The organism is Stenotrophomonas sp. Pemsol (assembly GCF_003586545.1).
Taxonomy (GTDB): domain Bacteria; phylum Pseudomonadota; class Gammaproteobacteria; order Xanthomonadales; family Xanthomonadaceae; genus Stenotrophomonas; species Stenotrophomonas sepilia.
Map to the genome: position 1 here is coordinate 1,213,436 of NZ_CP025780.1, position 26,203 is coordinate 1,239,638.

General features: G+C 66.4%; 29 protein-coding genes, 5 tRNA genes and 1 riboswitch (1 of these 35 only partly in view). Of the genes, 23 read left to right on the top strand and 11 right to left on the bottom strand.

Features of this window, described 5'->3' with window-relative positions; genetic code table 11:
• The 5 genes from PEM_RS20230 to PEM_RS05565 all read left to right on the top strand — a co-directional run.
• Positions 1–50 (top strand) — tRNA-OTHER (locus tag PEM_RS20230) (it extends 81 nt beyond the left edge of the window).
• 360 nt (positions 51–410) lie between these two features.
• Positions 411–1,874, top strand: coding sequence for a TolC family protein (locus PEM_RS05550; RefSeq protein WP_111127123.1), 1,464 nt, complete (start codon positions 411–413; stop codon positions 1,872–1,874).
• A complete protein-coding gene (locus PEM_RS05555; RefSeq protein WP_005415989.1) occupies positions 1,871–3,010 on the top strand; it encodes an ABC transporter permease in 1,140 nt (379 codons plus the stop codon). Before PEM_RS05550 ends, PEM_RS05555 begins: the two co-directional genes overlap by 4 nt.
• 10 nt (positions 3,011–3,020) lie before the next feature.
• On the top strand, positions 3,021–3,749 hold the full coding sequence (locus PEM_RS05560) for an ABC transporter ATP-binding protein (protein ID WP_095378782.1): 729 nt from the start codon (positions 3,021–3,023) through the stop codon (positions 3,747–3,749).
• Positions 3,746–4,666 carry a biotin/lipoyl-binding protein gene (locus PEM_RS05565; RefSeq protein ID WP_049431501.1) on the top strand — a complete coding sequence of 307 codons (921 nt, stop codon included), beginning with the start codon at positions 3,746–3,748 and terminating at the stop codon, positions 4,664–4,666. Before PEM_RS05560 ends, PEM_RS05565 begins: the two co-directional genes overlap by 4 nt.
• 4 nt (positions 4,667–4,670) lie before the next feature.
• Here PEM_RS05565 and PEM_RS05570 read toward each other — a convergent pair whose 3' ends face one another.
• Positions 4,671–5,120, bottom strand: coding sequence for a hypothetical protein (locus tag PEM_RS05570; protein WP_111127125.1), 450 nt, complete (start codon positions 5,118–5,120; stop codon positions 4,671–4,673).
• A gap of 133 nt (positions 5,121–5,253) precedes the next feature.
• Here PEM_RS05570 and PEM_RS05575 point away from each other — a divergent pair.
• The 5 genes from PEM_RS05575 to PEM_RS05595 all read left to right on the top strand — a co-directional run bounded on the left by PEM_RS05575 (position 5,254) and on the right by PEM_RS05595 (position 7,207).
• A tRNA-Gly gene (locus PEM_RS05575) sits at positions 5,254–5,329 on the top strand.
• A 142-nt stretch (positions 5,330–5,471) separates the two neighbouring features.
• Positions 5,472–5,547: transfer RNA gene (locus PEM_RS05580), tRNA-Gly, on the top strand.
• A gap of 66 nt (positions 5,548–5,613) precedes the next feature.
• Positions 5,614–5,687: transfer RNA gene (locus PEM_RS05585), tRNA-Cys, on the top strand.
• A 117-nt stretch (positions 5,688–5,804) separates the two neighbouring features.
• Positions 5,805–6,719 carry an ADP-ribosylglycohydrolase family protein gene (locus PEM_RS05590; RefSeq protein ID WP_111127127.1) on the top strand — a complete coding sequence of 305 codons (915 nt, stop codon included), beginning with the start codon at positions 5,805–5,807 and terminating at the stop codon, positions 6,717–6,719.
• A 218-nt stretch (positions 6,720–6,937) separates the two neighbouring features.
• Positions 6,938–7,207, top strand: coding sequence for a hypothetical protein (locus PEM_RS05595; protein ID WP_005415995.1), 270 nt, complete (start codon positions 6,938–6,940; stop codon positions 7,205–7,207).
• 22 nt (positions 7,208–7,229) lie between these two features.
• Here the strand turns inward: PEM_RS05595 and PEM_RS05600 are convergent, their stop codons facing one another.
• Positions 7,230–8,306: a hypothetical protein gene (locus PEM_RS05600; protein ID WP_065195793.1), complete on the bottom strand. Its 1,077-nt coding sequence runs from the start codon at positions 8,304–8,306 to the stop codon at positions 7,230–7,232.
• Between the two features lie 189 nt (positions 8,307–8,495).
• Here PEM_RS05600 and PEM_RS05605 point away from each other — a divergent pair, with 189 nt between their 5' ends.
• Positions 8,496–9,329 (top strand): AraC family transcriptional regulator, encoded by an 834-nt coding sequence (locus PEM_RS05605; protein ID WP_095377482.1) that lies wholly within the window; start codon positions 8,496–8,498, stop codon positions 9,327–9,329.
• Positions 9,330–9,332: 3 nt separating this feature from the next.
• Here the strand turns inward: PEM_RS05605 and crcB are convergent, their stop codons facing one another.
• Together crcB and PEM_RS05615 are read right to left on the bottom strand one after the other, a co-directional pair.
• Positions 9,333–9,725 carry a fluoride efflux transporter CrcB gene (crcB, locus tag PEM_RS05610; protein ID WP_053500374.1) on the bottom strand — a complete coding sequence of 131 codons (393 nt, stop codon included), beginning with the start codon at positions 9,723–9,725 and terminating at the stop codon, positions 9,333–9,335.
• Between the two features lie 81 nt (positions 9,726–9,806).
• Positions 9,807–9,870, bottom strand: a riboswitch (Fluoride riboswitch).
• Between the two features lie 22 nt (positions 9,871–9,892).
• Positions 9,893–10,294, bottom strand: coding sequence for a helix-turn-helix transcriptional regulator (locus tag PEM_RS05615; protein ID WP_061478466.1), 402 nt, complete (start codon positions 10,292–10,294; stop codon positions 9,893–9,895).
• 111 nt (positions 10,295–10,405) lie between these two features.
• Between PEM_RS05615 and PEM_RS05620 the strand changes: the two genes are divergently transcribed.
• On the top strand, positions 10,406–10,609 hold the full coding sequence (locus tag PEM_RS05620) for a hypothetical protein (RefSeq protein WP_005416000.1): 204 nt from the start codon (positions 10,406–10,408) through the stop codon (positions 10,607–10,609).
• A gap of 359 nt (positions 10,610–10,968) precedes the next feature.
• Positions 10,969–11,205 carry a hypothetical protein gene (locus PEM_RS05625; protein WP_005416001.1) on the top strand — a complete coding sequence of 79 codons (237 nt, stop codon included), beginning with the start codon at positions 10,969–10,971 and terminating at the stop codon, positions 11,203–11,205.
• A 9-nt stretch (positions 11,206–11,214) separates the two neighbouring features.
• On the opposite strand, the gene PEM_RS05630 is transcribed toward PEM_RS05625, so the two are convergent.
• Positions 11,215–12,264, bottom strand: a complete 1,050-nt coding sequence (locus PEM_RS05630; RefSeq protein WP_111127129.1) for a 4Fe-4S dicluster domain-containing protein — start codon at positions 12,262–12,264, stop codon at positions 11,215–11,217.
• Entirely contained in the window at positions 12,261–12,548 is a 288-nt protein-coding gene (locus PEM_RS05635; protein WP_014036651.1) for a hypothetical protein, read from the bottom strand. Before PEM_RS05635 ends, PEM_RS05630 begins: the two co-directional genes overlap by 4 nt.
• A gap of 179 nt (positions 12,549–12,727) precedes the next feature.
• Here PEM_RS05635 and PEM_RS05640 point away from each other — a divergent pair, with 179 nt between their 5' ends.
• Together PEM_RS05640 and hemN are read left to right on the top strand one after the other, a co-directional pair.
• A complete protein-coding gene (locus PEM_RS05640) occupies positions 12,728–13,123 on the top strand; it encodes a group III truncated hemoglobin (protein WP_111127131.1) in 396 nt (131 codons plus the stop codon).
• An 89-nt stretch (positions 13,124–13,212) separates the two neighbouring features.
• On the top strand, positions 13,213–14,622 hold the full coding sequence (hemN, locus tag PEM_RS05645; protein ID WP_032954102.1) for an oxygen-independent coproporphyrinogen III oxidase: 1,410 nt from the start codon (positions 13,213–13,215) through the stop codon (positions 14,620–14,622).
• A 21-nt stretch (positions 14,623–14,643) separates the two neighbouring features.
• Here the strand turns inward: hemN and PEM_RS05650 are convergent.
• Positions 14,644–14,730: transfer RNA gene (locus PEM_RS05650), tRNA-Leu, on the bottom strand.
• 130 nt (positions 14,731–14,860) lie between these two features.
• Here PEM_RS05650 and PEM_RS05655 point away from each other — a divergent pair.
• The 4 genes from PEM_RS05655 to PEM_RS05670 all read left to right on the top strand — a co-directional run bounded on the left by PEM_RS05655 (position 14,861) and on the right by PEM_RS05670 (position 19,002).
• Positions 14,861–15,295 carry a BLUF domain-containing protein gene (locus PEM_RS05655; protein WP_005416006.1) on the top strand — a complete coding sequence of 145 codons (435 nt, stop codon included), beginning with the start codon at positions 14,861–14,863 and terminating at the stop codon, positions 15,293–15,295.
• A 143-nt stretch (positions 15,296–15,438) separates the two neighbouring features.
• Positions 15,439–16,725 (top strand): nucleotide sugar dehydrogenase, encoded by a 1,287-nt coding sequence (locus PEM_RS05660; RefSeq protein WP_005416007.1) that lies wholly within the window; start codon positions 15,439–15,441, stop codon positions 16,723–16,725.
• Between the two features lie 55 nt (positions 16,726–16,780).
• Complete coding sequence (locus PEM_RS05665; protein ID WP_111127133.1) at positions 16,781–18,403, top strand: FMN-binding glutamate synthase family protein; 1,623 nt, start codon at positions 16,781–16,783, stop codon at positions 18,401–18,403.
• Positions 18,404–18,540: 137 nt separating this feature from the next.
• The gene (locus PEM_RS05670) at positions 18,541–19,002 is read left to right on the top strand and encodes a GNAT family N-acetyltransferase (RefSeq protein ID WP_053500365.1); all 462 of its coding nucleotides are present in this window, start codon (positions 18,541–18,543) and stop codon (positions 19,000–19,002) included.
• A 39-nt stretch (positions 19,003–19,041) separates the two neighbouring features.
• On the opposite strand, the gene PEM_RS05675 is transcribed toward PEM_RS05670, so the two are convergent.
• Together PEM_RS05675 and PEM_RS05680 are read right to left on the bottom strand one after the other, a co-directional pair.
• Complete coding sequence (locus tag PEM_RS05675; RefSeq protein WP_111127135.1) at positions 19,042–20,289, bottom strand: TIGR03862 family flavoprotein; 1,248 nt, start codon at positions 20,287–20,289, stop codon at positions 19,042–19,044.
• Positions 20,276–20,710 carry an FKBP-type peptidyl-prolyl cis-trans isomerase gene (locus PEM_RS05680; RefSeq protein ID WP_065179310.1) on the bottom strand — a complete coding sequence of 145 codons (435 nt, stop codon included), beginning with the start codon at positions 20,708–20,710 and terminating at the stop codon, positions 20,276–20,278. Before PEM_RS05680 ends, PEM_RS05675 begins: the two co-directional genes overlap by 14 nt.
• A gap of 70 nt (positions 20,711–20,780) precedes the next feature.
• Between PEM_RS05680 and PEM_RS05685 the strand changes: the two genes are divergently transcribed.
• The 4 genes from PEM_RS05685 to PEM_RS05700 all read left to right on the top strand — a co-directional run bounded on the left by PEM_RS05685 (position 20,781) and on the right by PEM_RS05700 (position 24,105).
• Positions 20,781–21,146, top strand: a complete 366-nt coding sequence (locus PEM_RS05685; protein WP_065179309.1) for a DUF6164 family protein — start codon at positions 20,781–20,783, stop codon at positions 21,144–21,146.
• A gap of 436 nt (positions 21,147–21,582) precedes the next feature.
• Positions 21,583–22,350, top strand: coding sequence for a sulfurtransferase (locus PEM_RS05690; RefSeq protein ID WP_111127137.1), 768 nt, complete (start codon positions 21,583–21,585; stop codon positions 22,348–22,350).
• Between the two features lie 191 nt (positions 22,351–22,541).
• A complete protein-coding gene (locus tag PEM_RS05695; protein ID WP_111127140.1) occupies positions 22,542–23,537 on the top strand; it encodes an LLM class flavin-dependent oxidoreductase in 996 nt (331 codons plus the stop codon).
• 70 nt (positions 23,538–23,607) lie between these two features.
• Positions 23,608–24,105 (top strand): pyridoxamine 5'-phosphate oxidase family protein, encoded by a 498-nt coding sequence (locus PEM_RS05700; RefSeq protein WP_065179307.1) that lies wholly within the window; start codon positions 23,608–23,610, stop codon positions 24,103–24,105.
• 112 nt (positions 24,106–24,217) lie between these two features.
• Here PEM_RS05700 and PEM_RS05705 read toward each other — a convergent pair whose 3' ends face one another.
• Positions 24,218–24,877, bottom strand: coding sequence for an exopolysaccharide biosynthesis protein (locus PEM_RS05705; RefSeq protein ID WP_005416016.1), 660 nt, complete (start codon positions 24,875–24,877; stop codon positions 24,218–24,220).
• A complete protein-coding gene (locus PEM_RS05710) occupies positions 24,861–26,165 on the bottom strand; it encodes a hemolysin family protein (protein ID WP_005416017.1) in 1,305 nt (434 codons plus the stop codon). Before PEM_RS05710 ends, PEM_RS05705 begins: the two co-directional genes overlap by 17 nt.
• Between the last annotated feature and the right edge of the window lie 38 nt (positions 26,166–26,203).

Sequence of the window (26,203 nt, forward strand, 5' to 3'; positions counted from 1 at the left end):
CAACCTTGCCAAGGTTGAGGTCGCGAGTTCGAGTCTCGTTTCCCGCTCCAGATTCAAGAAGAACGCTCCCGGAAGGGGGCGTTTTTCGTTTGTCGGACCGGATGCGCCCATGGGTCGCCAGCGAGCGTTCGAGGCCCGCGGAGTGGTCAGCGCGACCACGATGCACCGACAGCCACCGCCGTGATCGAAGCGATTGGCTGCCAGCGGCGAGGATGTTCACGCGTGTGGCACGTCGAGGCGGGGAGACGTCCCAATGTGCAATGCGCCGTGAAAAGCATCCAGTGTTCTGTCCCGGGAACACGTTGAAAGCGCAGTGAAAGGCTGGGTCGGCGTTGCCTGAACCGCACGCGTGTTGTGACCGTTTTCGGACCAATTCTCCATGTTCGCTCCACAATCGCACGGTAGCCTTCATGCTCCTTCTACACGTTGGCGGGCTGGTGGTCAGGCGTATCACTCCAGTGGCAGTGCCCAGGACCGGGCGCGGACTCTCCCTGCAGGCAGTGCTGCGCCCGGGCGCGCTGCTGACCAGCCTGGCGCTGGCGGGTTGCATGTCGGTGCCGGCTCCGGACCTGCCTGATCGCACACCCAGCACCTGGACCCAGGTGCCGCAGGGCCAGGGCGTGGCGGTGGATGCCAGGCAGTGGTGGAAGGTGCTGGCCGACCCGGCGCTGGACGGCCTGGTCGATCAAGCCATCGCCGGCAACCTTGATCTGCAGCAGGCCACGTTGCGCCTGCAAGCAGTGCGGATCGTCGCCGGCACCTCGGATTCGCGCTTCCTGCCGGAGATCTCGGCCAGCGCCAAGCAGGTACAGGACGCCGCCGCGGTCGACACCTATTTCCATGCAGGCATCGAAGCGATCTGGGACCTGGGCCTGTTCGGCGCCGCCGAGAGTGCCCATCTCAGCGCGCAGGCCTCGGCCGGCAATGCCGAGGCGTTGCGCAATGCCGCACAAGTGGCGGTGATTGCCGACGTGGTGCGCAGCTATCTGGACCTGACCGTAGCGCAGGCCCAGCAGGATCTGCTGGTCAGACAGCAGGCCGTGGATGATCGCGGCGAACAACTGGCACGGGTTCGCCTGCGCCTGCGCCTGGATGAGCCGGGCGAGCTGGAACGCCTGCGCGCGCGCCAGGCGGCGACCCGGGCAGCGACGGCGCAGGCCCGCGAAAATGCGGACAACGCGGCCCGCGCGCTGGCGCTGCTGCTGGGGCGTGACGGGCCGGATCCCGCCTGGCGCGCGTACCGCGCGCCGCCGAAGCTCGGTGCATTCTCGCTGCAGCAGGTCCCTGCGGATCTGCTGCGCTACCGCCCGCAGATCCTGCTGGCCGAATCAGAGGTGATGCAGGCAGCGGCCAGCAAGGGTTCGGCGCGCGCAGCGATGTATCCACGGGTCAGCCTTGGCGGCTCCATCCTGTACGCATACAACCTCACCCAGAACGCCCGCTCCAATTCCGATTCGAGCCCGTCGATCGGCCCGTACATCGATATTCCGCTATGGGACTGGGGCCAGCGTCGCGCGCGCTTCCATGCCAATGAAAAGCAGCTGGATGCCGCCTTGCTCGGATACCGCAAGGCGGTGCTGGAAGGCGTGAGCGAAGTGGAAGGCGCGCTGGGCAGCCTGGCGCGGCAGGACAGCGGCATCCAGTCGTTGCGCGCGGCCAACGACGCCGCCGGGCAGCAGGTCAAGCGCCAGGCGCGGCAGGTGCAGCTGGGTCTGTCCAGCGAGTTCGATGGACTCGACACGCAACGCGCCGCACTCGCCTCGCAGGCTGATCTGATCGCTGCGCAGGGTGCGCGCGTTCTGGCCTTTGCATCGCTGTACCGCGCCCTCGGCGGCGCCCCGCTGCCTGCCGAGGGTGAGGGCGAACCACAATGATCGCACTCGCCCGCAAGACCCTGGCCTATGAGTGGCGCCGGTTCCTGCCGGTGGTGCTGGCGATGTGTTTTGCCGGTGTGCTGTTGATCGTGCAGGCCGCACTGGTGCTGGGCATCTTCGGTACCGCTGCGATCTATGTGAAAGCGTCCTCGGCTGATATCTGGGCTGGTTTCCCCGGCACCCAGAGTGTGAATTACGGCCATGCAATCAGCGCGGATGTGGAAAGCCATCTACGCATGGACCCGGATGTCACCCGCGTCGAGCCCTACGAGTGGGTCGATGGCGAATGGCGATCCGGCGCGCAGGGCACCGGCAATGTGTCGGTGTACCTGTCCGGTATCTCCACCCGGGACGATGCGATGATGTTCGCGCGCATCCTCCCTGCCAACCTGCGCGCGCAGCTGCGCGAGCCGGGTGCGGTGATCGTCGACAGCGCCGATCTGGATACGCTGGGCGTGGACCTGCAGAACAACCGTGCCTGGATCAATGGCAAGGCGGTGCGCGTGGTCGCTGCACAACCGGGCCTGCGGGGCCTGGGCGGCGTCAACGTGCTGGCCTCGCTGGATACTGCGCGTGCCATCGCCGGTACCGACCCACATGAGGGCAGTACCTACTTCGTGGCGGGCCTGCGCTCGCCGGACCTGGCCGGTCGTGTGCGTGACCGCTTGTCCGCGTCGATGGGCCGGGCCACGCCGGTCGAGTTCTGGACCGCGCCGGAATTCGCCAGCCGCTCTCAGCAGTACTGGTTGTTCGATACCGGCGCGGGCATCGCGGTGTTGTTCATGGCCGTCATCGTCTGCTTCGTCGGCGCGGTGATCACCAACCAGTCGTTCGCGTCGGTGGTGGCTGGCTCAGTGCGCGAGTACGCCACGCTCAATGCGCTCGGTGCCGGTCGCTACGCGCTGGCGCGGGTGGTGTTCGAGCAGGCCTTGCTGATCGGCGGCGTGGGCATGTTGCTGGCGGCGGCGTTCAGTACCGTGGTGCTGCTGATCGCGCAGACCCAGCGCGTACCGGTGCAGCTGACGCCGATGGTGATCCTCGGCTGCGTGGCGCTGGTGGCGGTGATGGCCATGCTCTCCAGCATCATGGCGGTGCGCAGTGTCGTCCGCTCCGATCCATCGTTGCTGCTGCGTTGAGGACCGGCCGATGACTTCCGCACGCACCATCGCCCCGACCCTGCAGGCCGACGCATTGGAAAAAGGCTTCATGTCCGGTGATGTGCAGGTGCCGGTGCTGCGTGGCCTGTCGCTGGACATCTATCCCGGCGAGCTGACCCTGGTATCAGGCCCGTCCGGCTGCGGCAAGAGCACGCTGCTGTCGCTGCTGTCCGGCCTGTCCGCGCCCGATGGCGGTCGCGTGCACGCGCTGGGCCAGGATGTGGGCCACATGACCCGCAGTGAAGTGGAGCGTTTCCGCCTGCACCATGTCGGCTTCGTGTTCCAGGGCTTCAACCTGTTCCCGGCACTGACCGCGCTGGAGCAGGTGCAGCTGCCACTGGGCTACCGCGGCATGCGCAATCGCGAAAGCGAGCCGCTGGCCCGCAAGGCGCTGGAAGAAGTCGGCCTCGGCCATCGAAGCCACATGCGCCCGGCGCAGCTGTCCGGTGGCGAGAAACAGCGCGTGGCGGTTGCCCGCGCGTTTGCCAAGTCGCCGACCCTGATCTTCGCAGACGAACCCACCAGCGCGCTGGATGCCGAGAACGGCCAGCGCGTGATCGACATCCTGCATCGCTACGCACGTGCGCATGGCGCCACCGTGCTGTGCGTGAGCCACGATCCGCGCCTGATCCGGCATGCCGATCGGGTGATCGCCATGGAAGACGGCATGGTCCGTGATGACCGCCGCCAGAACGAAACCGTAGAGTCCGCCCCATGACCAAGACGTCGCATCTGCTTCCCCTCAGCCTGGCCCTGTCCGCGGCACTGCTGCTCGGCGCCTGTTCCAGGGAAGCGCCCACCGCTGCATCGGCCCCCTCAGGCAAGGAGGGTACTGCCGCCGCCGGCAAGGTCGCCGTGGCGCGGGGCATCATTGACGTCGAAGGTGGCCTGATCGCACTGGCGCCGCCGGTGGATGGCTCGATCACTGCAGCGCCGGTGAAGGAAGGCGCCACGGTGAAGAAGGGGCAGTTGCTGCTGTCGCTGGATGGCGCCCTGTTGCAGCAGGAAGTGGCAATGGCCACCGCCGATCTGGCCTTGGCCAATGACCGCCTGAAGGGCAGCCAGGCGCAGCTGCGCGAACTGGAACGCAACGCCACCCGCCTGTCCACGGGCGCCAGCGAAGGTGTGTCCTCGAACCAGCAGGCCGATGCGGCCAAACAGCAGTTGGCCGGTGTGCGTGCCGATGTCGACGTGGCCGGTGCGCAGGTCGACATGGCGCAGCACAAGCTGGAGCACGCGAAGCTGAGACTGCAGCAGATGTCGTTGAGCGCGCCGGAAGCCGGCACCGTGGTCGGCCAGGTGCCGGGCGTCGGCGCCTTCGTGCAGGCCGGCAAGCCGGCGATCTCGTTGTTGCCGGCGCGCCCGCTGCAGGTGCGCGCCGAACTCAGCGCCGCCTACGCCGATGCGGTGCAGGTAGGCATGAAAGCGGCGGTGGTACCGGACAGTGATGGTGCCGAGAACACCGGCACGCTGCCGACCGCACGCGTGGTACGCATCAGCCCTGTGTTCGCGCAGGCACGCCTGCCTGAAGATGCAGGGCGTGGCGTGGCCAAGGTGGTGGAGTGTGTGCTGGAGTTCGATGGCGAGGCCAAGGCGCGCTTCGGCCAGCATGTGCGGGTAGAGTTCCGGAAGTAGGCCTCTAGCGCTGCGGCGGGGGAGTCTGTGGTGACCCGCGCCGCCAGAGCGCCCGCCACGCGCTCACCGCCGACACCCCGCACAGCGCCAGCAGCAATCCCACGTCCAGCAGCAGCAACCACAGCAGGTGCATGCCTTGTACCGGCGGCTGGTGCATCGCCGACAGCATCCACGGTATCGACCACACCAGCAGCAGGGCGAAGGCGATAAGCAGGCGCAGCCACAGGCGTTTGAGTTTCCACGGGCGCACGATCAGTGCCGCCACCACCAGTTCAACCGTGCCCAGCAACGCGAACACGACGACGGTGCTGGTCGGATAGGGCAGCTGGGCGCCTTCCAGGCGATGCAGCAGCCAGTAGTCCGGAGTGAAGCCAGCATTGACAAGTGCGGCGATCAGCGCCAACCAGGTCAGCGCGACCAGCAACCAGAACAGGCGGACGTAGCGTCTCGGCATCGGGGGTGTCCGTGCTTGGGCGGGGCAGCGTAACCCAGTGCGGACGCCCGTGATCGCATGATGTGAAGACTGTTGACGGCGTGAAGGAATTTGGACACAATAGCGCTCCTTCGACGCAGGTCGAATGGAATCTGCGGGAATAGCTCAGTTGGTAGAGCGCAACCTTGCCAAGGTTGAGGTCGCGAGTTCGAGTCTCGTTTCCCGCTCCAGATTCTACAGGGCCCCGGTAGGGGCCTTGTTTTTCTCCCGCCACGGCAAGGCGGGGCACGTTGGGCCACAAGGCTTTACGCGCAGTCAGAAAAGTGAAATCGCTGGTGTGTTTTCCGGATTTCCGGTAGCATGTCGGCTTACGCGGGAATAGCTCAGTTGGTAGAGCGCAACCTTGCCAAGGTTGAGGTCGCGAGTTCGAGTCTCGTTTCCCGCTCCATGTTCCGACAGGCCCCATCTTGGGGTTTTGTCTTGTCAGGGCTAGGTTCCTGGCGCGCAGTACGTTGGCCTCATGGCAGAGTGGCTATGCACCGGATTGCAAATCCGTTTACAGCGGTTCGATTCCGCTTGAGGCCTCCAATTGAAAAGCCCTGACTCCGGTCAGGGTTTTTTTGTTTGGCTGCGATCAATTCCCCGCTCGCGCGATCACCGCCCGGCAGTCAGTCATGGCAGATGCGGCGGCGCTACACTTGCCTGATGAACCAGATTGATCACTTCCGCGGCGCCTTGCTCGGCCTGGCGTGCGGCGATGCCGTCGGTACCACGCTGGAGTTCAAGCCTCGTGGCAGCTTCACCCCGATCACCGACATGGTAGGTGGTGGGCCGTTCCAGCTGCAGCCGGGGCAATGGACCGACGATACCTCCATGGCGATGTGCCTGGCCGAGAGCCTGGTGCGTTGTGACACCTTGGATGTGCACGATCAGATGAACCGCTACGCCAACTGGTACCGGCATGGGTACTGGAGTGCGACCGGCGAGTGCTTCGATATCGGTATGGCAACGCGGGCTGCCATCGACCGGTTCCTGCAGGACGGCCAACCGCTGGCGGGTAGTGACGACCCACGCAGCGCTGGCAATGGCTCGATCATGCGTTTGGCGCCGGTGGCATTGCGCTACGCCGGGACTCCCGACCTGCAGGCAATGGCCGAGCTGAGTTCGCGAACGACGCACGCTGCGCAGGAGTGCCTGGAGGCGTGCCGCTTGCTGGCGGTCGCGCTGGAGCGGGCGTTGGCAGGTGGCACCCGTGACGCGGTGCTGGATCTCAGCAATGTCCCTGTCGAGAGCGCACGGCTGCAGCAGATCGCGGCGGGCGGCTACCGCGGTGCCGCGCGTGAGCAGATCCGTGGCAATGGCTATGTTGTCGACAGTCTGGAAGCTGCACTCTGGTGCTTTGATCGCCACGACACCTTTGAAGCCGTCGTACTCGAGGCGGCCAATCTTGGCGAGGACGCCGACACCACGGCCGCCATTGCGGGGCAGCTGGCGGGCGCATTCCATGGTGCGCGCGGAATCCCCGGGCGGTGGTTGCAGCGGCTGGCCCTGCGTGCCGAAATCCAGGCGCTGGCCGATGCGCTGCACGCCTTGAACCAGGGCAGCGACCGCGCTGCGTGAGTCGGGTTCCCTGCCTGTGAACTGCGCCGGCAGGATGCTCCCTGCCGCCGCCATTTCCGACGCCGCGCTGCATCACCTGCAGCAGTCCGCCGCGCCCCGGTCGCCAGTCTCAGCCGGCCACGACATGGAAAGGCGCTATGGTCGAGTTCCACGTCTCAGGGAGCCGCAATGGCGAGCAAGGACATCACGCGTCGTTCCAGCCACGGAGCGAAACGGAAATGAGCAAAGTCACGGCAGATGTGCGCTGGTTGACCTTCCGCTTGAAGAACGGGCAATCCATTGGCCCTGATCGGCTGAAGGACGGATGGGTCATCGCCTCGGAAACCGCCCGCTGCGGGGTGCGCCGCGAGCATATCGAAGGGTCGGGCCTGGTGTATGCCCTGTACGCGCCGGCCAACCTGGCCTCACCACGGCGCGCGGAAATGCGCATGCGCGAATTCCTGATGAGCTCGGGCTATACCTTCACGATGGGCACGCTGGGCGGCTGAGCTGCGCGCGGGCCGCGATTGCTCAACGCTGCGCGGCCTTCAACGCCTCGATGATCTGCGCGCCGGAGAAGCCACAATGGCCTTCACCAACGGGCGGCAGCACCTGTGGCAGCGGACGGGCGCCGGCCCGTGCGGCCGTCTGCGGATACACCGTCTGCATGCGCGGCACGATCGTCGGGTCGTTGTTGTTGAACTGGATCACCAGCGGTCGCCTCAACGCACCGCTCAATGCCAGCTCCCTGCGGACAGCGGCCTGCGCGGCAGGCACGGCGTCGACACGTTGCACGCCGGCATTGAACGCCATGTCGTCACCGAAGCCGCTGTAAGCCACACCTGTGTTGCCCACCGGCATGCCGCCACTGCGCGTGGCCAGTTCGTGCAGGACCAGAGCATGCAGGCTGATCGTGCCGGCCAGTGCATCAGCTGACACCTGCAGCCGCTGTGCCAGCAACGCGGCATGTGACGGGCTGCGTTGCAGCGCATTGGAGATGCCTTGGTACAGTTCGCCCTGTGGCAGCGCAGCCGCTTCGCGTGAGACCAGTCCCGCAGCAGGCAGGCCTTCGGCCTTGGCAAAGAAGTAATCGAAAGCGACCAGCGTGGTCAGCAGATCACTCGCGATCTGTTCGCCACTGAGATTGGCGCCGCATAGCGACACACCACCGGCGTAGTGTTGCGGGAACCGCTCGAGGCTGGCGACGGTCACGGCGCCGCCCATCGAAAATCCCAGCATCCAGACATGGCGCACATGCTTGAGTTCAGCCACTGCATGCCGGCGCAGGCGTTCCATGTCGGTGATCGCATCGGCCACCGCCCAGCCCTGGCTGGCATAGGCGCTCTGCGCGACGGCGTAGCCTGCAGCCAGCAGTGGCGCGGTGCCGTCATTGGCGGCCATCGGCGTAGCACGTGGCACGCCTACCGGCTCGTAGCCGTGCGCCAGCATCACCAGGTCACCGTTCCAGTCGGCCGGCACGTCCAGGCGCCACGGCGCGCCCTGCAGCTCGCCGCTCAGCGTGCGTGCCGCCGTTGGCGCTGACGCCAGCAAGGTCGTCGAAGGCAGCAGCAGGCCGAGGGCGAGGGCGCATCGAAGCAGGGCGGGCATCGGGGTCATTCCATGCGGGAATGACCCCGAGCATAGATGCCAGCGAAATGTTGCGCGCGCTGCACTGCCGCAGGAAGGGCGGGCTGGGGGGGGGGACACCCGCTCCCCGAGTTGATCACGTCCGCTACGGGGGTGATTCCGATACGATGTGTCGCCTTGATCTCTTTCTACTTTACCCAGGGTCTCGTCATGGTCGACCGTCTCGCCATTCTGCTTGAACGCTTTGCGGTTACCGCCTCGGTGTTCCATGCCGGCGCGCTGTGCGGCATCAACTCGCTGGCGGGCGAGGATGACGCTGGGCAGCTGCATCTGGTGCGACGTGGCCCGTTGCAGGTCAGCCATGGCCAGCAGACCGTCCAGGTCGAGGTGCCGAGCCTGCTGCTGTACCCACGGCCGATGCCGCATCGGTTCAGCACCGATCCGCAGCACGGCGCCGACATGGCCTGCGCTAATCTGAATTTCGAGGGCGGGCGGCTCAACCCGATCAGCGCGGCGTTGCCCGATTTCATCTGCCTGCCGCTGGCCGATCTGTACGGCGGCAACGCAGCGCTGGAGCTGCTGTTCGAAGAAGCCTTCGAGCAGCGCTGCGGGCGTGCGGCGATGGTCAACCGGCTGTTCGAGGTGGTGATGATCCAGGTGCTGCGGCAGCTGATGGAAGGGGGCGAGATGCGTGGTGGCCTGTTTGCCGGGCTGGGGCATCCGCGGCTGCGGCTGGCGCTGGTGGCGATGCATGAGGCGCCCGCACAGTCCTGGACCCTGGAAGACCTGGCCGAGGTGGCCGGCATGTCACGCAGCGTCTTTGCTGCCAGTTTCCGTGAGGCGATGGGCACTACCCCGGGCCAGTACCTGCAGGGTTGGCGGGTGGGCCTGGCACAGCAGGCGCTGCGCCAGGGGCGCCCATTGAAGCGGATCGCTGACGACGTCGGCTATGGCAGCGAAGCCGCACTGTCGCGTGCATTCAAGGCACATACCGGACAGTCGCCGCGGGAGTGGCGCGGACAGGCCCGCGCCGGCGCGGGCTGAGCCTCAGCCCAGCACCAGCCGGGCCAGTTTCATGCCACCGAACAGGCCAACCAGGCCCAGTGCCACCGAACCGCCGGCGTACAACGCTGCCAGGCCATGCTGGCCGCGCTGCAGCAGCAGTCCGATTTCCAGTGCGTAGGTAGAAAATGTGGTGTAGCCGCCGAGGACGCCGGTGGCCAGCAGAAGGCGCAGCTGCGGCGACGCGCCATTGCGCAGGGCGAAGGCTTCGACCAGCGCGCCCATCAGCAGTGCACCGCTGATGTTGATCAGGAAGGTCGACCACGGCCACGGGCTGCCGACCGCTACCCGCGTACCGATCAGGTTGCAGGCATGGCGAAGGCAGGCGCCGAGCCCGCCGCCGACGAAGACCAGCAGATAATTGTTCAATGCGTGCATCACATGCCTCGGTTGCGGGTTCGCTGATTTGATGGCGAACGCCGACGGCAGGCACGGCCCGCCATCGACGAAGACCGGTTCGTCCTGGCAGGAGCCATCAGCCCTTTCGGGCGGTTATCGGGGGAGCCCCATCCCCATCCGCGACCATGCTACCAGTGGTAGTGCATTCACGTCATCGAGGTCGTCAGCACCCGGATGACCTTGCTGCGGCTGAAGCCGTCCATCAGCAGTTCGAAGGCCAGCAGGTCCAGGGCCGCGTGGCGGCGATGGTCGATCTGCAATCCCTTCTCCTCCACCAGATGGCTGACCAGTTCGTAGGCGTCCTGCCAGACATCCAGGTGGGCCTGGCTGGGGATATAGGTATTGCCCCGCTCACCGACGCCAAGCCCGCTCACGCCGTACAGCAGTTCACGCGCGTCCAGTTTGGCCGCATCGGCGATGCGGAACAGCTGTTCGGCCTTCACATGGGCGGGGCTGACATGGTCGTTGAGCCAGTTGCTGATGGTTGCCGTCGTCGAATCGGCGGCGCGGGCCAGATCGGCCGGGCGAGGGTGCCCGGCTTTCTTCATGGCAATGGCGAGTCGTTGGCCGAGAGTATTCATCTATGCAAGCCAGCTTAACGCGTGGATCGCAAAGTTCCCTTGTTCCAAGAATAAGTCTGGTTAACAGAAGGACCGACCGTGACCGAATTCTGGAGCAAGGGGCAGGTACGCGCCCGGCTGGGTTTCCGGACCGATGCCGAACTGGCGCGCTTTTTTGGCATAAGCCGATCTGCCGTGTCGCAATGGCCCAAGAACTTCCCGATTCCTGCGCTACGCCAATACATCCTGCATCAGCGCTATCCCAACCTGTTCCCCGCGACTGAGGATACGCAGGGCGAGTAAGCCTCAACTGCGCCGCCTTTTGTCGCATATAGCACCCTAAGCGGCATTTGCTAAGTATGCTTAGCAATATTGGAAACTTCGATGAAACGGGGCTGGCCCATCGATGGCGCCTACCAGGGCGGGACCGGGGAAATCGGGGCAGTGTGTCGGGTCCGACCCATCCGGGCACCCCGTCTCCCCGTATGTGGTTTCGTGAACGATTAATAATTTCGATCACGAAAGTCGCGGTATGTAATTGACCTGTCGTGAAATCTATGACTAATTGGGATCAATCGGACGTGAAGCCCGGGAGTCTTTCAGTAGCTCGCAAGTGAGTCGGTAGACCGTCAACGATGCAGAACAAGTCCAACGGAGGTCGTATGGAATACGGCATGCATGGCTTGGCTGAACGGGTACGCCGCGAACTGGAAGCCAGTTATCACAAACACGGATGCGGTCCGGCGTTCTGGGATACCTACCAGCAGGTGCTGGACCGCCTGGTCCCGCAGGGGACCGAGCGTACCGAAGTCACCAATGAAATGGCGCTGATCATCGAGCAGCTGGGCATCGTGCGACGTGCGCAGCTGGTGCCGCCGCACGCCAACGGGCCGCGTTGATCCGTTGATTCAAAGCAGGCGCCAGGCGCCGCAGGCCAACAGCGTCAGCAGCATCGACAGCAGTGCCAGGGTCCGCGGTCGCCACCATTGCCGCGGTTGCCCGGCCATGGCCTGCGGACTGCAGTAGCGCACCAGCCCCGGGCCGAAACCGGCCTGGTGCTGCTGCCGCGAGCAGGCCTCCAGGCAGGCGCCGCAGGCCAGGCAATCGGCCTGAGGTCCCTGGCGGATATCCAGTTGCATTGGGCAGGCGCTGACACAGGCAGCGCAATCGGTGCAGTCGCCCAGGCGGTCGGCGCTGAAGGTGGGCATCGGTCCGGCCAGCAGCGGATGTGCAGCGCGGAACACGTAGTCCTGTGCGGTGGTCGGGTCGAGCAGGCCACGGCCGCGTCCGAGCACGCCCCCCAGCCCCGACGGACGCATGCCGCGCGGTTCGCCGCGGCGCGCGTCGTACAACATGCGGGGTGTATGCGGATCGGTCAGCAGCGGCTGCAGGCGCGCGAACGGGCACAGCGAACGGCACACCTGCTCGCGCAGGAAGCCGGCATTGCCCCAGGTGGCGGCGGCATAGAACAGCACCCAGAACGTTTCCCAGCCGCTCCAGCCGGCATGCGGCGCGGCGGCCACCAGTTCTTCGATCGGGCTGAACAGACCGACGAACGTGACGCCGGTCCACAGCGACAGCAGCCCCCATGCCACCTGGGTGGCAGGGCGCACGGCGGGCGCTGGCAAGGCCCGGGCCATGGCGCGCGCAATCCAGTCGAAGGCGCGGCGCCATAGCGTCTGTGGGCAGGCGTGGCCGCACCAGATGCGGCCGGCGAGGTGGGTGAGCAGCGCGAGGCCCACCGCCAGCACCGCCAGCAACCCTATCAGCACGCCAACATCGCCGGGCCACAATGTCCAGCCAAACAGGTCAAAGCGCCGTGCGTTGATGTCCAGCAGCAGGGCCTGCCGCCCATTCCAGCGCAGCCATGGCAGGGCATAGAACAAGGCCAGCAAGAGCATGCTGAGCGCGGCGCGCCAATGCCAGCGGCGTGGGATTCCGGTGCAGGCCGTACTCATCCCAGCGGCAGCTCGTCGTCGTCGTCGCTTGGCATCGGTCGCTGCAGGTACCAGGTGACCGCGCTGGACAGTGCGGTCACCGACCAGAACATGAAGAATCCTGCCGTATAGCCCAGTTCGCGGCTGATCGCCGTACCCGGAAAGCTGATCGCCTGCAGACGCAGCGGGTCGACAAAGGCGAAGAACACCACGCTGGCCAGGCCTGCAGCGATGAAGCTGGGCCAGAGGATGGCGCCCCAGTGCTGGATCAGCTGCTGGCGGCGGCTGGGAGAGGGTCTGTTCATGCTGTCCCGGGTCGGAATGAGGGCGGCGCGTATACTCCGCCGAGGCTGGCGCAGCATCCGCAGGGCATGCTTCCTGCAGGAATGCCAGACTAGGTGCAGCGGACTGCGCCGACATTGATCTGGATCAACGGCGGTGCCGGCCAGCTACGGCACACTGCCGGCAAGCTTTGGGTACCCCGATGAACGCAATATCGCCGCCTGTCCTGCCCGTCGCCTCGCCCGGGCTGTGCACTGAGCAGGAAGTGACCCGCCTGGTCCACGACTTCTATGCACGCGTGCGCGAGGAAGAGCGGTTGGGGCCTGTGTTCGAGGCACACGTCCACGACTGGCCGGAACATCTGGCGCAGCTGGTCGATTTCTGGTCGGCAATGCTGCGCGGCACGCGCCGCTTCAAGGGCTCGCCGATGTCCAAGCACATGGCCATCGAGCTGGACAAGGACCTGTTCGACCGCTGGCTGGTGCTGTTCCGGATCACCACCGCCGAGTGCGGCAACCCGCCCATGCAGGCGCTGGCCAACGACGTGGCCGCGCGCATCGGTGACACCTTCTGGAAGCGCTACCAGATGCTGCGCTGACCGCAGGTCGGCCTCCCGGTGCTGGAAATCCCCACCCGCGATTGATCTGGGTCAAGGCGGTGGCGTCCGCCCGGCGCGATGCTGGCGGCATGGACACGTTCTCACCCGCCGCCGGCGGTCTTGCCTGGACCTTCGACCCCGACCTGCTGCGCCGGCATGACCGGCCGGGGCCGCGCTACACCTCGTATCCGACCGCGCCTCACTTCCACGATGGCTTCGATGCGCCGGCACTGCGCCAGGCAATCGCCGACAGCAACCAGCTGGCCCGCGCGCTGTCGCTGTACGTGCATGTACCGTTCTGCTCCAGTCCCTGCTTCTACTGCGGCTGCAACCGGGTGATCACCCGCGACCGCGGCCGTGGCCACAGCTACGTCGCGCGCGTGCTGGCCGAGGCCGACCTGCTGGCGCCGCAGTTCGAGGACGGCCGTGAAGTCATTCAGCTTCACCTGGGCGGTGGCACGCCGAATTTCCTCGAGGCCGAGGCGATGACCACGCTGGTGGAAGGGCTGCGCCGGCGCTTCGATTTCAGTGATTCACCGCAGCGCGATTTCTCGATCGAACTCGATCCGCGCTTCATCGATACCCGCGATGTCGCCATGCTGGCGCGGCTGGGCTTCAACCGCGCCAGCCTGGGCGTGCAGGATTTCGACCCACAGGTACAGGAAGCGATCAACCGCGTGCAGGGCGTGCAGCAGACGCTGGACATCCTGCAGGCCTGCCGCGACAGCGGCATGCGTTCGGTCAACGTCGACCTGATCTACGGGCTGCCGGGACAGAGCCTGGAAGGATTTGGCCGCACCCTGGAACGGGTGCTGGCATTGCGCCCGGATCGCCTGGCGGTGTACGGCTACGCACACCTGCCGCATCTGTTCCGCGCACAGAAGCAGATCGACGAACGCCGCTTGCCTTCGCCGGAAGACAAGCTGGCGCTGCTGGGCCTGGCGGTGGAGAGGCTCTCCACTGCGGGCTACCAGTACATCGGCATGGATCACTTCGCACTGCCGGAAGAAGATCTGTCACGCGCGCAGCGCGCCGGCCAGCTGCATCGCAATTTCATGGGCTATACCACCCACGCCGATACCGATCTGCTCGGCCTGGGCGTGAGTGCGATCAGCCACATCGGTGCCACCTACAGCCAGAATCCGCGCGACCTGCCGTCATGGGAGGATGCCGTGGACCAGGGGCAGTTGCCGGTGTGGCGCGGCGTGGCGCTCAGCGCCGACGACCAGCTGCGCGCAGAACTGATCCAGCAGCTGATGTGCCAGGGCGAAGTGGACGGTGCGGTGCTGGGCCAGCGCCATGGCGTGGATTTCGAGCAGTACTTCGCCGAAGACCTGCGTTCGGTGCAGCGGCTGCAGGAGGACGGTCTGGCCGAGTACCGTGACGGTATAGTGCGCGCCAGCGAGCCTGGACGGCCGTTGCTGCGGCTGCTGGCGATGTGCTTCGACCCGTACCTGCGTGCGGCCTGCGAGCAGCCGCGCTACTCGCGTGCGATCTGACGTTCGTCGTGAAAAGTGCGATGGTGCCCGGAGCCGGAATCGAACCGGCATGGGGTTGCCCCCGGCGGATTTTAAGTCCGATGCGTCTACCAGTTTCGCCATCCGGGCCTGCAGCGCGGCGCCGATTGTAGCCCAGCTGCGGAATCCCGACTGGATTGCAGTGGAGCGGCGGTGTGCTTAACTGTCGCTCCCATTCATGTCATAGTCCAAAGCATCGTTCCCAGGGGGGAGCCACCCGATGTCGCTGCACGCGATTGCCTATGCCAGCGAGGCCCGCGCCGACCTGCAGACAACCGATCTTGACCGCCTGCTGGCCGATGCCACCGCATTCAACCGAGTAGCCGGTGTCACGGGTGTGCTGATGTTCGATGGCAGCCGTTTCCTGCAGTACCTGGAAGGCCCGGAGGATGGCATCGATTCGGTGTACCAGCGCATCGCCAATGCGCGTAGCCATGGACAACTGAAGGTGCTGTGCCGCGCGCCGGTGGCGCAGCGGGCATTCCCGCGCTGGTCGATGGGGACCCGGCGCATTGAGGCAGAACTGCTGGTACAGATCGTCGACGCCTCATGGCCGGGCTTCGTGCTTGGCTGCGGTGGCTTCGAGCGCCTGCTGCAGGCCTGGACCGGCGCCGATGGTGAACTGGAGCCGGCCGCGGTCGCACTGGGCTCCTGACCCCACCTTGGCGGCCGGGCACCCGGGCCGTTAGGCTGTAGCCTTTCTGGCATGGATCTTCCCGGAGTGGCAAAGCGAATGAGTAGGTCGGCCATGCCCATGGCAGTACGCATGCGATTTCAGCCGTTGCATGGGATGTGGCGTTGAGCGCGCCGCTTGCGGCAGCGGCGGCGCCGCGCTTCGCGGTGATCGGGCTGGGCTACGTGGGCCTGCCGCTGGCGGTGGCCTTCGGCCGGCACTGGCCCACGCTGGGCTTCGACATCGATGCTGATCGCATCGCCGAGCTCCGCGACGGCCAGGACCATACGCTGGAAATGGAGGCCGATGAGCTGGCCAGTGCACAGCAGTTGCAGTACGGCAGCGATCCGGCATTGCTCGATGCCTGCAATGTCTACATCGTTACCGTGCCGACCCCGATCGACGCCTATGAGCAGCCCGATCTGGAGCCGCTGCGTTCGGCAACGCGGCTGATCGCCAGCCACCTGCGTGCGGGTGACCTGGTGATCTACGAATCCACGGTGTACCCCGGCACCACCGAAGAGGTCTGCGTGCCGTTGCTGGAGCAGCTTTCCGGGCTGCGCTTCAACGAAGACTTCTACTGTGGTTACAGCCCGGAGCGGGTCAGCCCCGGCGACCGCCAGCGGCGCCTGGCCGATATCCGCAAGATCACCTCGGGGTCGACACCGGAAGTGGCTGCGGTGATTGATGGCCTGTACCAGCGCATCATCGCCGCCGGCACCTTCCCGGCGCCGTCAATGCGTGTGGCCGAAGCGGCCAAGGTGGTGGAGAACATCCAGCGTGACGTCAACATCGCGCTGGTCAATGAGTTGGCGCTGATCTTCGACCGGCTCGGCATCGACACCCAGGATGTGCTCGACGCCGCCGGCAGCAAGTGGAACTTCCTGCCATTCCGGCCGGGCCTGGTCGGCGGCCACTGCATCGGCGTGGACCCGTACTACCTGCTGCACAAGTCCGAGAGCGTGGGCTACCACCCGGACCTGATCCACACCGCGCGGCAGGTCAACAACCGCGTCGGCGAGCATGTGGCGTCGCGTGTGCTGGCAATGCTGGCCGAACGTGGCCGCGTACCTGCGCAGTCGCGTATCCTGGTGCTGGGCGTGACCTTCAAGGAGGATTGCCCGGACCTGCGCAACAGCCGCGCGCTGGAACTGGCGCAGCGCCTGCGTGATGCCGGCGCACAGGTGGAGGTCAGCGACCCGTGGGTCGGCCCGGCGGCATTGGCCGACGCGGGCGTGCACTGGCTGGCCGAGCCGGTGGCGGGGAGTTACGACGCCGTAGTCCTGGCAGTGGCCCATGCCCGATTCAAAGCCATGGATGACGCCGCAATCCAGGCGCTGCTGGCACCCGGCGGCATCGTCTACGACGTGAAATCGGCCTGGCCGCGCAATGTGGTTGACGGTCGCCTGTAAACGCCGGTGACGGCCGGCGCGGTAGACTCGCAGGCAGTTGCAACCAAGGAACGCCATGCACCGGTATATCGTCTACCTGCTCGCCATCCTGATGTTTCCCATCTGCCTGTGGTTGGCCACGATCTGGCCGGCCTGGTACTGGGGCGTCGGCCTGACTGCCGCGATGGTGGCGCTGGGGACCTGGGATCTGCTGCAGAAGCGCAGCACGCTGCGCCGCAACTATCCGGTGATGGCGCATTTCCGCTATGGCCTGGAATCAATCGGCCCGGAAATCCGCCAGTACTTCGTGCAGAGCGACCTGGAGGACGTGCCGTTCTCGCGCCAGCAGCGTGCGCTGATCTACCAGCGCGCAAAGAACGAAATGGACACGGTGCCCTTCGGTACCCTGCGCAGTACCTATGCGGTGGATTACGAGTGGATCAACCATTCGCTGGCTCCCACCTCCATTGCCAAGCATGATTTCCGCGTGCTGATTGGGCCGAACTGCGCCAAGCCTTATTCGGCCAGCGTGTTCAACATCTCGGCGATGAGCTTCGGTTCGCTCTCGGCCAACGCGATCCGCGCATTGAACGAAGGTGCGCGGCGCGGCGGCTTCTACCACGACACCGGCGAAGGTTCGATTTCGCCCTACCACCGCGAGATGGGCGGCGATCTGGTCTGGGAAATCGGCTCGGGCTACTTCGGCTGCCGTGACGAGAAGGGTGGTTTCAGCGAAGAGCGCTTCGTCGCCAACGCTACCGATGACCAGGTCAAGATGATCGAGATCAAGCTGTCGCAGGGTGCCAAGCCGGGCCACGGCGGCGTGCTGCCGGCACCAAAGGTGACCGCCGAAATATCGGTGACCCGTGGTGTTCCGATGGGCGTGGACTGCGTATCGCCGTCGCGTCACTCGGCATTCTCGACGCCGGTCGAACTGTTGCAGTTCGTGGCCCGGCTGCGCGAGCTGTCCGGTGGCAAGCCGGTCGGTTTCAAGCTGGCCATCGGCCACCCCTGGGAATGGTTCGGCATCGCCAAGGCGATGCAGGAAACCGGGCTGCTGCCGGACTTCATCGTGGTCGATGGTGCCGAGGGAGGCACCGGCGCGGCGCCGGCTGAATTCGTCGACCATGTCGGCGTACCGATGCATGAAGCACTGCTGCTGGTGCACAACACCCTGGTCGGCCTGGACCTGCGCGAGCGCATCCGCATCGGTGCCGCTGGCAAGATCACCAGTGCGTTCGACATCGCGCGCACCATCGCGCTGGGTGCCGACTGGTGCAATGCCGGCCGAGGCTTCATGTTCGCGCTGGGCTGCATCCAGTCGTTGAGCTGCCACACCGGCAAGTGCCCGACCGGCATCGCGACCCAGGACCCTGCGCGCTGGAAGCATCTGGATGCACCGGACAAGGCCACCCGTGTGTACAGCTATCACGAGCACACGCTGCATGCCTTGAAGGAACTGTTGTGCGCGGCGGGCCTGAACGATCCGGCCGAGCTGGGGCCGGAGCACATCCTGCGTCGCGTGTCGCCGGTGGAAATCCGTTCGCTGGCGTCGCTTTACCGCTACCTGGAACCGGGCGAGCTGCTGCACAAGGTGCCCGACCATGCGGTATTCCATGCCTTCTGGGCCGATGCGCGCAGCGACTCGTTCCAGCCGCCGCCGAAGATCCAGGCTCTGCGCGCCAGCAAGTCGCGGTAGCGTGATGTTGTAGAGCCGAGCCCATGCTCGGCTGTTCTTCGTTCCGACCTCGCGATGACTGATTGAAAAGCAGTCAAGCATGGCTTGACTCTGCAGAAAGGCAGCCGAGCATGGGCTCGGCGCTACAAGGAGGCGCCATGCAGTTCAGGACCGGTAGCATCGACGATGTCGCCACGCTGTGGGCGCTGCGCACGCGCTGTGTGCGCGAAACCTGCAGCAGCCATTACCCTCCCGAGGTCATTGCACCGTGGTCGGCCTCGCCGCCACCGTCGCAGTACGCGCGGCTGTTGTCGCAGGGCGGATGCGTGGTGGCCGAGGACGGGCAGGGTGGCCTGCTCGGCTTCGGCGTCTTTGATGTCGATGCCAATGAAGTCGACGCGTTGTTTGTCAATCCCGATCGTGGCGGCGAGGGGATCGGCCAGGCGCTGATGCAGCGCCTGTTGGCAATGGCCGATCGTGAGCGCGAGGTGGTGCTGTCGGCGTCGCTCAATGCCGTGCCGTTCTATCAACGGCAGGGCTTTGTCAGCGTGCGTGAGGAAGCCTATGCGCATCCCAGCGGTGTGGCGTTGGCCTCGGTGAGCATGCGCAGGCCGTGGTGATGTGGCGTCGAGCATGGGCTCGACGCTACGCCGCAGGCGTCACCGCTCCGCCAACCAACCGATCACGCCCTCGGCGGCACGCCGGCCACTGGCGTAGCACGCGGTCAGCAGGTAGCCGCCGGTGGGGGCTTCCCAGTCCAGCATTTCACCGGCGCAGAACACGCCGGGAACGGCCCGCAGCATCAGGCCGTCATCCAGCGCATCCAGGCGCACGCCACCGGCGGTGCTGATCACCTCGGCCATCGGCCTTGGGCGCAGCAGGCGCAGCGGCAGGCGCTTGAGCGTGGCAGCCACAGCCGGCAGGTCGTTGCCGGCCTCCCTGCCAAGAATCTCGAACACGAGTGCGGCCTTCACCGCATCCAGACCCGCCTGGCGGCGCAGGTGCTCGCCGAAGCTTCGGCCCTTGCGGGGACGTGACAGGTCGGCCAGCAGGCGCGCCTCGTCGCGACCGGGCACCAGGTCCAGCCACAGCATTGCGTGGCCATCGCGGTTGATGGTCTCGCGCAGGTCGGCGGCCAACGCGTAGACCAGACTGCCTTCAATGCCATATTCGCTGGCCACGCACTCGCCCTGCAGCGACCGCGGTTGTCCAGCCAGGTCGATCCAGTGCGCGATCACCGGCTTCAATGGTGCGCCGGCATTGCGCTGGGCAAAGAACGGCGTCCAGTCCACGTCGAAGCCACAGTTGGCTGACTGCAGCGGCGCGATGTCAACGCCACGCGCCTGCAGTGGCACGACCCAGGCGCCATCACTGCCCAGCTGCGGCCAGCTGCCCCCGCCCATCGCCAGCACGGTGGCATTGGCGCGGACATCGACTTCGCCCGCATCGGTGGCAAAGCGCAGGGCGCCGTCGTCGCTCCAGCCGATCCAACGGTGGTTGGCGTGCAGGCGCACGCCCTGTTCCTTCAACCGGCGCACCCAGCCGCGCAGCAGCGGCGCCGCCTTGCGGTCGACCGGGAACACGCGGCCGGAGCTGCCCACATAGGTTTCCACGCCCAGGCCGTTGGCCCAGTCACGCAGTGCCTGTGCGTCGAAGCCGTCCAGCCAGCTGCCGACCACGGCGGCCTGCTCGCGGTAGCGGCTGTCGAACAACGGCCGCGGATCGGAATGGGTGAGGTTGAGTCCGCCCTTGCCGGCGATCAGGAACTTGCGGCCAGGCGACCCCTTGGCCTCGTACAGGTCGACCTCCAGCCCAGCGGCACGCAGGCGTTCGGCGGCGAACAGGCCCGCCGGGCCGCCGCCAATGACGACCACCCGATGGGGCATGGCGGCATTACGGTTTGACATCGAGCAGCTCGACGTCGAACACCAGCGACGAGCCCGCCGGAATCGGGCCGACCTTGCGGTCCCCGTAACCGTAGTCCGGCGGAATCATCAGCGTACGCTTGCCACCGACCTTCATGCCGGCCACGCCCTCATCCCAGCCGCGGATGACCTGGCCGGCGCCGAGCGCGAAGGTGAACGGCTCGCCGTGCTTGAAGGAGCTGTCAAAGGTCTTGCCGTGCTTGGTTTCGGTACGGTTGTCGTAGATCCAGCCGGTGTAGTGCACCGTGACCTTGTTGCCGGCGATGGCTTCGGCGCCGGTGCCGGGCACGGTATCGATCCGCTCGAAGGTGGTCAGCGTGCCGCCGGGCGGCGGGCCGGATGGTTCGGTCGAGCAGCCAGCGGCGGCGAGGGACAGCAGCAGGGGAAGCAGCAGGCGGCGCATCGGGCGTCTCCAGAAGGGCGCGGGGCGAGGGCGGCAAGGGTAGCGCATCGGCGCCGGGTATCATGGGGCCATGGCAAAACTCCTGCTCAATCTGCGCAATGTCGGCGACGACGAATATGCCGATGTCTGCACGCTGCTCGATCAGCACGGCATCGCCTGGTATCGCACTGAACCCAGTCCGTGGGGCATTTCCAATGGAGGCCTGTGGCTGCGCGACGACGCTGATCATCCGCGTGCGAAGGCGCTGATGGCGGAGTACCAGGCAGCGCGCGGCGTGCGCGTGCGGGCTGAACGCGAGCAGGCATTGCGCGAGGGGACGGCGGAGACATTCGGCAGCCTGTTCCGGCGCCGGCCGGCCTATGTGGTGCTGGTGCTGCTGGCGATGGCCGGTGCGGCGGCACTGGTGTTGCTGCCGTTCGTGCTGTTGCGGGGGTAAGGGGGCGCGGCCGGGTTACACCCGGCACCCGCAGAGGCAACGGCAACGTCAAAAGCTGGTTTCCGTGGGATGGCGCGGCGGTGTGGGCAGGCGGGACACGCCGTAGACCCCGCTTCGCGGTCCGGCCCAGCCGCTGGCGGCTGTGCGTTCGGGCGCCTGCGAAGCAGTGCTTCGCAAGCAAAGCGCCTCACCCCTGGGGGCTCGATGGCGCCTTGCTCGTGTGCGCTGTCCTGCGCACACGGCAAGACCGGGGTTGGGCGTCCTGCCCAACCCGCCCGAGGCATGCCTCGGGCCCATGGCGCCAACGGTCCCGCCTGCCCACACCGCCCCGCCTCTGACAAGTTCTGGGTACCTGCCGGGGTCGGATCCCTCTGCCGCGCAGAGGGCTCTGACCCCTGAATCTGTCTGTGCGGGCGGGAGGCGCTAAAATGGCGGGATGATCGCCAATACCGCTGCCTATCATTTCGCCGTCATCGACGCCCCCAAGGCCCTGTGCGACCAGCTGCTGGCCCGTGCCGAGACGGCGCAGCTGCGCGGCACGATCCTGGTGGCGGGCGAGGGACTGAACCTGTTTCTGGCGGGGGCGCCGGAGGCGGTTGAGGGCTTCTATGCAGCGCTGCATGCCGATGCGCGTTTCGCCGACATGCGGGTCAAGACCAGCCTGAGCAAGCATCAGCCGTTCGCGCGGCTGAAGGCCAAGGTGAAGGACGAGATCATCAGCTTCCGCCGCGATGACGGCCAGCCGCTGGACTATCCGCGCGCACCGTCGGTCGATCCTGCCACCGTGCAGCGCTGGCTGCGGCAGGGCCATGACGATGCCGGCAAGCCGGTGGTGATGCTCGATACGCGAAATCTGCAGGAAGTGGAGTACGGCACCTTCAAGGATGCGCTGGTGTTGCCCATCCGCAAGTTCACCGACCTGCCCGAGGCGCTGGCGTCGCATCGCGATGCGCTGCGGGACAGCACCGTGGTCAGTTTCTGCACCGGCGGCATCCGCTGCGAGAAGGCCGCGCTGTGGATGGTCAATGACGGCATGGACAATGTGCTGCAGCTCGATGGCGGCATCCTCGGCTACTTCGAGGAGGTGGGCGGCGAAGGCTACGAAGGCCGCTGCTTCGTGTTCGATGAGCGTGTGGCGCTGGATGCCGAGCTGAAGCCGATGGTCGACCAGCCGCTGCCCGAGCCGCGCCCCAGCGCGTTCTGACGCTTGCCCGGTAGAGCCGGCCGCTGGCCGGCTGCCAGGGCACGTTGCCCGCCGGCCAGCGGCCGGCTCTACCGGACCAAGCGCGGTGGGCGCTGAACCTGCCCTACGGGAATCAGCATCCCGCCACCGTCACTGGCCGCTGCGCCCGGCCGCCCCCATGCAAGGGTGATCCTGTGACGGAAAACCGCCTGATGATCCCGTTGTCGATCCTTGACCTGGCCCCGGTCTGCGAGGGCAGTGACACCACTGCCGCCTTCGCCAACATGCTGGAACTGGCCCAGCACGCCGATGCGCTGGGCTACCGCCGCTACTGGCTGGCCGAACACCACAACATGCCCGGCATCGCCAGTGCCGCCACCGCCGTGCTGATCGGCCATGTTGCCGGTGGCACCCGGCGCATCCGGGTCGGCGCGGGCGGCATCATGCTGCCCAATCATGCCCCGCTGCAGGTGGCCGAGCAGTTCGGAACGCTGGCCTCGCTGTATCCGGACCGCATCGACCTTGGCCTGGGCCGTGCGCCGGGCACCGATCAGCCGACCGCACGTGCACTGCGCCGCTATTTCGACAGCGCCGACCAGTTCCCGCAGGACGTGCGCGAGCTGCTGCACTACTTCGAGCCGGTCCAGCCTGGACAGGCAGTGCAGGCCGTTCCGGGTGGTGGCCTGCGGGTGCCGACCTGGATCCTCGGTTCAAGCCTGTTTGGCGCACGCATGGCCGCCTCGATGGGCCTGCCGTATGCATTCGCCTCGCATTTCGCGCCGGACGTGATGGACGAAGCGCTGGCGGTGTACCGCCGCGAATTCCGCCCCTCGGCCACGTTGAAGCAGCCGCACGCGATGCTGGCCCTGAACGTTGTTGCCAGCGACAGCGAGGCCGAGTCGCGTCGCCTGTTCACCAGCCAGCAGCAGAGTTTCGTCAACCTGCGCCGCGGCCGGCCGGGCAAGATCCCGCCGCCCATCGACGACATTGAAGCCTTCTGGGAGCCGCACGAAAAGCTGGGCGTGGAACGGGCCCTGGCCTGCACCGTGCTGGGCGATCCTCAGCAGGTGGCCGAGGGTATCGCCGCTTTCGTTGAGCGGCACAAGCCTGACGAGCTGATGCTTACTGCCAACCTGTATGACCATCGTGCGCGCCTGCGTTCCTTCGAGCTGGCGATGAACGCCTGGCATGGCCGCCACGCGGGCTGAACAACCGCGTCACGGCCCGTTGCGGCCGATCCGCGTCTGATGGGGGCTCCCCACTTCTGGAGTCCCCACCATGGCCGAGACCCGCGCCGAACACATTGCCCAGCTGGCTGAACTGATCAAGGACGTGGAGGTGGCGATGTTCACCACCACCGGCGTCGACGGGCGACTCTACAGCCGGCCGTTGGCCACCCAGCAGGTCGCCTTCGACGGTGACCTGTGGTTCGTGATCACCGCCGACAGCCCGAAGGTGGCCGAGATCGCGCTCGACCCGCGCGTCAATGTGGCCTATGCCTCGCCATCGAAGAACACCTATGTGTCTGTGGCGGGGCGGGCGCGGGTTGTCGCTGATCGCGCGAAGATCGAAGAGCTGTGGTCGCCGGCGATGAAGCTGTTCTTCCCCGCCGGCAAGGAAGACCCCAACCTTCGCCTGATCCACGTGCGCGCCGATAGCGCCGAATACTGGGATGGCCCGGGCACCTTGCTGGGCAAGGCATTGAGCTTCGTGCTGTCGGCGGTGCAGGACGATCCGGCACCGCTGGCGGACAACGGATTCGTCGACCTTCGGTGATTGCTGCATCCATGCGTGGCGTGGATCTACCGGATGCGGGAAGTGCCAGCCGCTGGCCGGCAACCCTGGAAACGTGGCAGCCGGCCAGCGGCCGGCTCTACCGGATGCCACTTCAGAACCAGCGCTGGAACAGCTCCACTGTATAGCCCACCAGCTGCCCGGAACTGAAGCCGAAGAACGCGATCGCCACCAGCGCTGCGATCCAGTTGAACAGCATCAATGCACCATCGCGCTCCAGCAGCGCCAGCGAGAACAGCAGCAGCTGGAAGCCGAACAGGAAGTTGGTGAACGGAATCGGCAACGACAGCAGGATGCCCAGCAACACCAGCAGCAGGCCGCTGAAGGCGTGCGCGGGCAGCGGTGTCAGCAACTGCGGCAGGCGAGGCTTCAGCATCCTGTCCAGCCGCCGCAACGGGCGATCGATACGGTCCAGGAAGCGGTGCATGGTGCCGCGCTTCGGCCCGCGTCGGGCAATGAAACCGGGCAGCCAGGGCCGGCGCAGGCAACACAGCATCTGCAGGCCGATCAGGACCACCAGTGGGCCGCTGACCGCCCCCCCCATGCCCGGGATCGGGATGAACGAGGGCAGGATCGCCACGAACAGGAACACGCCGAACGCGCTCTGCTGCAGGTTGCTGAGGATCTGGCCGAGCGGCATGTGCTCGGCGGGATCGCCGGAGGCGAACATCTCCAGCAGGGTGCGGATGCCCTCGTTGCGGTAGGCCGCGCGCTGCGCGCCCTGGCCCTGGCCGGCCTCAGGCGGTGAGCTCATCGGCCTGCTCGTCGGACAACGTGCGCAGCAGCAGCTTGTCCACCCGCGCACCGTCCAGGTCGACCACCTCGAAGCGCCAGCCGGCCCAGTCGAAGTACTCGCCTGCGTGCGGGATGCGGCCGAAGTAATGGATGCACATGCCGGCCAGCGTGTAGTAGTCGCCATCCTCGGCATCGGGCAGGTCGTTGCTTCCGATCAGCTCGCGCAGGTCCTCGATCGGCAGCGAGCCGTCGACCAGCAGCGAGCCGTCCTCGCGGGTCACCACCAGCGCATCCTCGTCGGCATTTTCTACGGCCTGCAGGCGGCCGACCACGGCGCCCATCAGGTCGCTGATGGTCACCAGGCCCTGGATCTCGCCGTACTCGTCCACCACCAGCGCCATCGACTGCTGTTCCTCGCGGAAGATCTCCAGCAGCTTCATCGCGTGGGTCGATTCGGAGACGTACAGCGGTTCGCGCAGGGTCTGGAACAGCGCGTTGTCGCCGCGCGCCATGCGCGTGGCCAGCGATTTCAGCTCCAGCACGCCGACCACGTCCATGTCGTTGTCGCGGTACACCGGGTAACGGGAGAACTCGTGCTCGGCCATGATGTCCAGATTGCGCTCCAGCCCGGCCTGGGTGTCGAGCCAGGCGATGCGGTTGCGCGGCGTCATCAGGCTGTCGGCGGTGCGGTCGCCCAGGCGCATGACCCGGTTCATCATGTCGCGCTCGTGGGCGTCGATCACGCCGGCCTCGTGGCTCTCGGCCACCAGCATCCGGATCTCCTCTTCAGTCACCTGCGCGGCCTCGTCCTTGCCCAGGCCCAGCACCTTCAGCACCAGCTGGGTGGTCTTGGACAGGAGCCAGACGAAGGGCAGGGCGAGCCTGGCCAGCCAGCTCATCGGCATCGCGACCAGGCCGGCAATGGCCTCGGAACGTGTCAGGGCCAGGCGCTTGGGCACCAGTTCGCCGAAGATCAGCGTGATGAAGGTGATCAGCGAGACCGCCAGAGCGGTGCCTACTTCGCGCGCGTACGCAAAGCCGGGCATCAGGCCCTGCAGCCAGCCGGCGATCGCGTCGCCGATTGCATCACCACCGAGGTAGCCGGTCAGTACGCCGATCACGGTGATGCCGATCTGCACGGTGGACAGGAAACTCTCCGGCTTCTCCGAAAGCTCCAGCGCCTTGGCGGCGCGCTTGGAGGTGGCGGCCATCTGCTTCAGGCGGCTCTTGCGCGAGGTCATGACCGACATCTCGGACATGGCGAAGAAGCCGTTCAGTAGAACCAGCGCGAAGACAATCAGGATCATTTCAAACACGGGCGTCGTCCCCGGTTGGTGGCAGGGAG

Coding starts and splice junctions, on each gene's coding strand:
- PEM_RS05550 (WP_111127123.1), top strand. CDS start 411: ATGCTCCTTCTACACGTTGGCGGGCTGGTGGTCAGGCGTATCACTCCA.
- PEM_RS05555 (WP_005415989.1), top strand. CDS start 1,871: ATGATCGCACTCGCCCGCAAGACCCTGGCCTATGAGTGGCGCCGGTTC.
- PEM_RS05560 (WP_095378782.1), top strand. CDS start 3,021: ATGACTTCCGCACGCACCATCGCCCCGACCCTGCAGGCCGACGCATTG.
- PEM_RS05565 (WP_049431501.1), top strand. CDS start 3,746: ATGACCAAGACGTCGCATCTGCTTCCCCTCAGCCTGGCCCTGTCCGCG.
- PEM_RS05570 (WP_111127125.1), bottom strand. CDS start 5,120: ATGCCGAGACGCTACGTCCGCCTGTTCTGGTTGCTGGTCGCGCTGACC.
- PEM_RS05590 (WP_111127127.1), top strand. CDS start 5,805: ATGAACCAGATTGATCACTTCCGCGGCGCCTTGCTCGGCCTGGCGTGC.
- PEM_RS05595 (WP_005415995.1), top strand. CDS start 6,938: ATGAGCAAAGTCACGGCAGATGTGCGCTGGTTGACCTTCCGCTTGAAG.
- PEM_RS05600 (WP_065195793.1), bottom strand. CDS start 8,306: ATGCCCGCCCTGCTTCGATGCGCCCTCGCCCTCGGCCTGCTGCTGCCT.
- PEM_RS05605 (WP_095377482.1), top strand. CDS start 8,496: ATGGTCGACCGTCTCGCCATTCTGCTTGAACGCTTTGCGGTTACCGCC.
- crcB (WP_053500374.1), bottom strand. CDS start 9,725: ATGCACGCATTGAACAATTATCTGCTGGTCTTCGTCGGCGGCGGGCTC.
- PEM_RS05615 (WP_061478466.1), bottom strand. CDS start 10,294: ATGAAGAAAGCCGGGCACCCTCGCCCGGCCGATCTGGCCCGCGCCGCC.
- PEM_RS05625 (WP_005416001.1), top strand. CDS start 10,969: ATGGAATACGGCATGCATGGCTTGGCTGAACGGGTACGCCGCGAACTG.
- PEM_RS05630 (WP_111127129.1), bottom strand. CDS start 12,264: ATGAGTACGGCCTGCACCGGAATCCCACGCCGCTGGCATTGGCGCGCC.
- PEM_RS05635 (WP_014036651.1), bottom strand. CDS start 12,548: ATGAACAGACCCTCTCCCAGCCGCCGCCAGCAGCTGATCCAGCACTGG.
- PEM_RS05640 (WP_111127131.1), top strand. CDS start 12,728: ATGAACGCAATATCGCCGCCTGTCCTGCCCGTCGCCTCGCCCGGGCTG.
- hemN (WP_032954102.1), top strand. CDS start 13,213: ATGGACACGTTCTCACCCGCCGCCGGCGGTCTTGCCTGGACCTTCGAC.
- PEM_RS05655 (WP_005416006.1), top strand. CDS start 14,861: ATGTCGCTGCACGCGATTGCCTATGCCAGCGAGGCCCGCGCCGACCTG.
- PEM_RS05665 (WP_111127133.1), top strand. CDS start 16,781: ATGCACCGGTATATCGTCTACCTGCTCGCCATCCTGATGTTTCCCATC.
- PEM_RS05670 (WP_053500365.1), top strand. CDS start 18,541: ATGCAGTTCAGGACCGGTAGCATCGACGATGTCGCCACGCTGTGGGCG.
- PEM_RS05675 (WP_111127135.1), bottom strand. CDS start 20,289: ATGTCAAACCGTAATGCCGCCATGCCCCATCGGGTGGTCGTCATTGGC.
- PEM_RS05680 (WP_065179310.1), bottom strand. CDS start 20,710: ATGCGCCGCCTGCTGCTTCCCCTGCTGCTGTCCCTCGCCGCCGCTGGC.
- PEM_RS05685 (WP_065179309.1), top strand. CDS start 20,781: ATGGCAAAACTCCTGCTCAATCTGCGCAATGTCGGCGACGACGAATAT.
- PEM_RS05690 (WP_111127137.1), top strand. CDS start 21,583: ATGATCGCCAATACCGCTGCCTATCATTTCGCCGTCATCGACGCCCCC.
- PEM_RS05695 (WP_111127140.1), top strand. CDS start 22,542: ATGATCCCGTTGTCGATCCTTGACCTGGCCCCGGTCTGCGAGGGCAGT.
- PEM_RS05700 (WP_065179307.1), top strand. CDS start 23,608: ATGGCCGAGACCCGCGCCGAACACATTGCCCAGCTGGCTGAACTGATC.
- PEM_RS05705 (WP_005416016.1), bottom strand. CDS start 24,877: ATGAGCTCACCGCCTGAGGCCGGCCAGGGCCAGGGCGCGCAGCGCGCG.
- PEM_RS05710 (WP_005416017.1), bottom strand. CDS start 26,165: ATGATCCTGATTGTCTTCGCGCTGGTTCTACTGAACGGCTTCTTCGCC.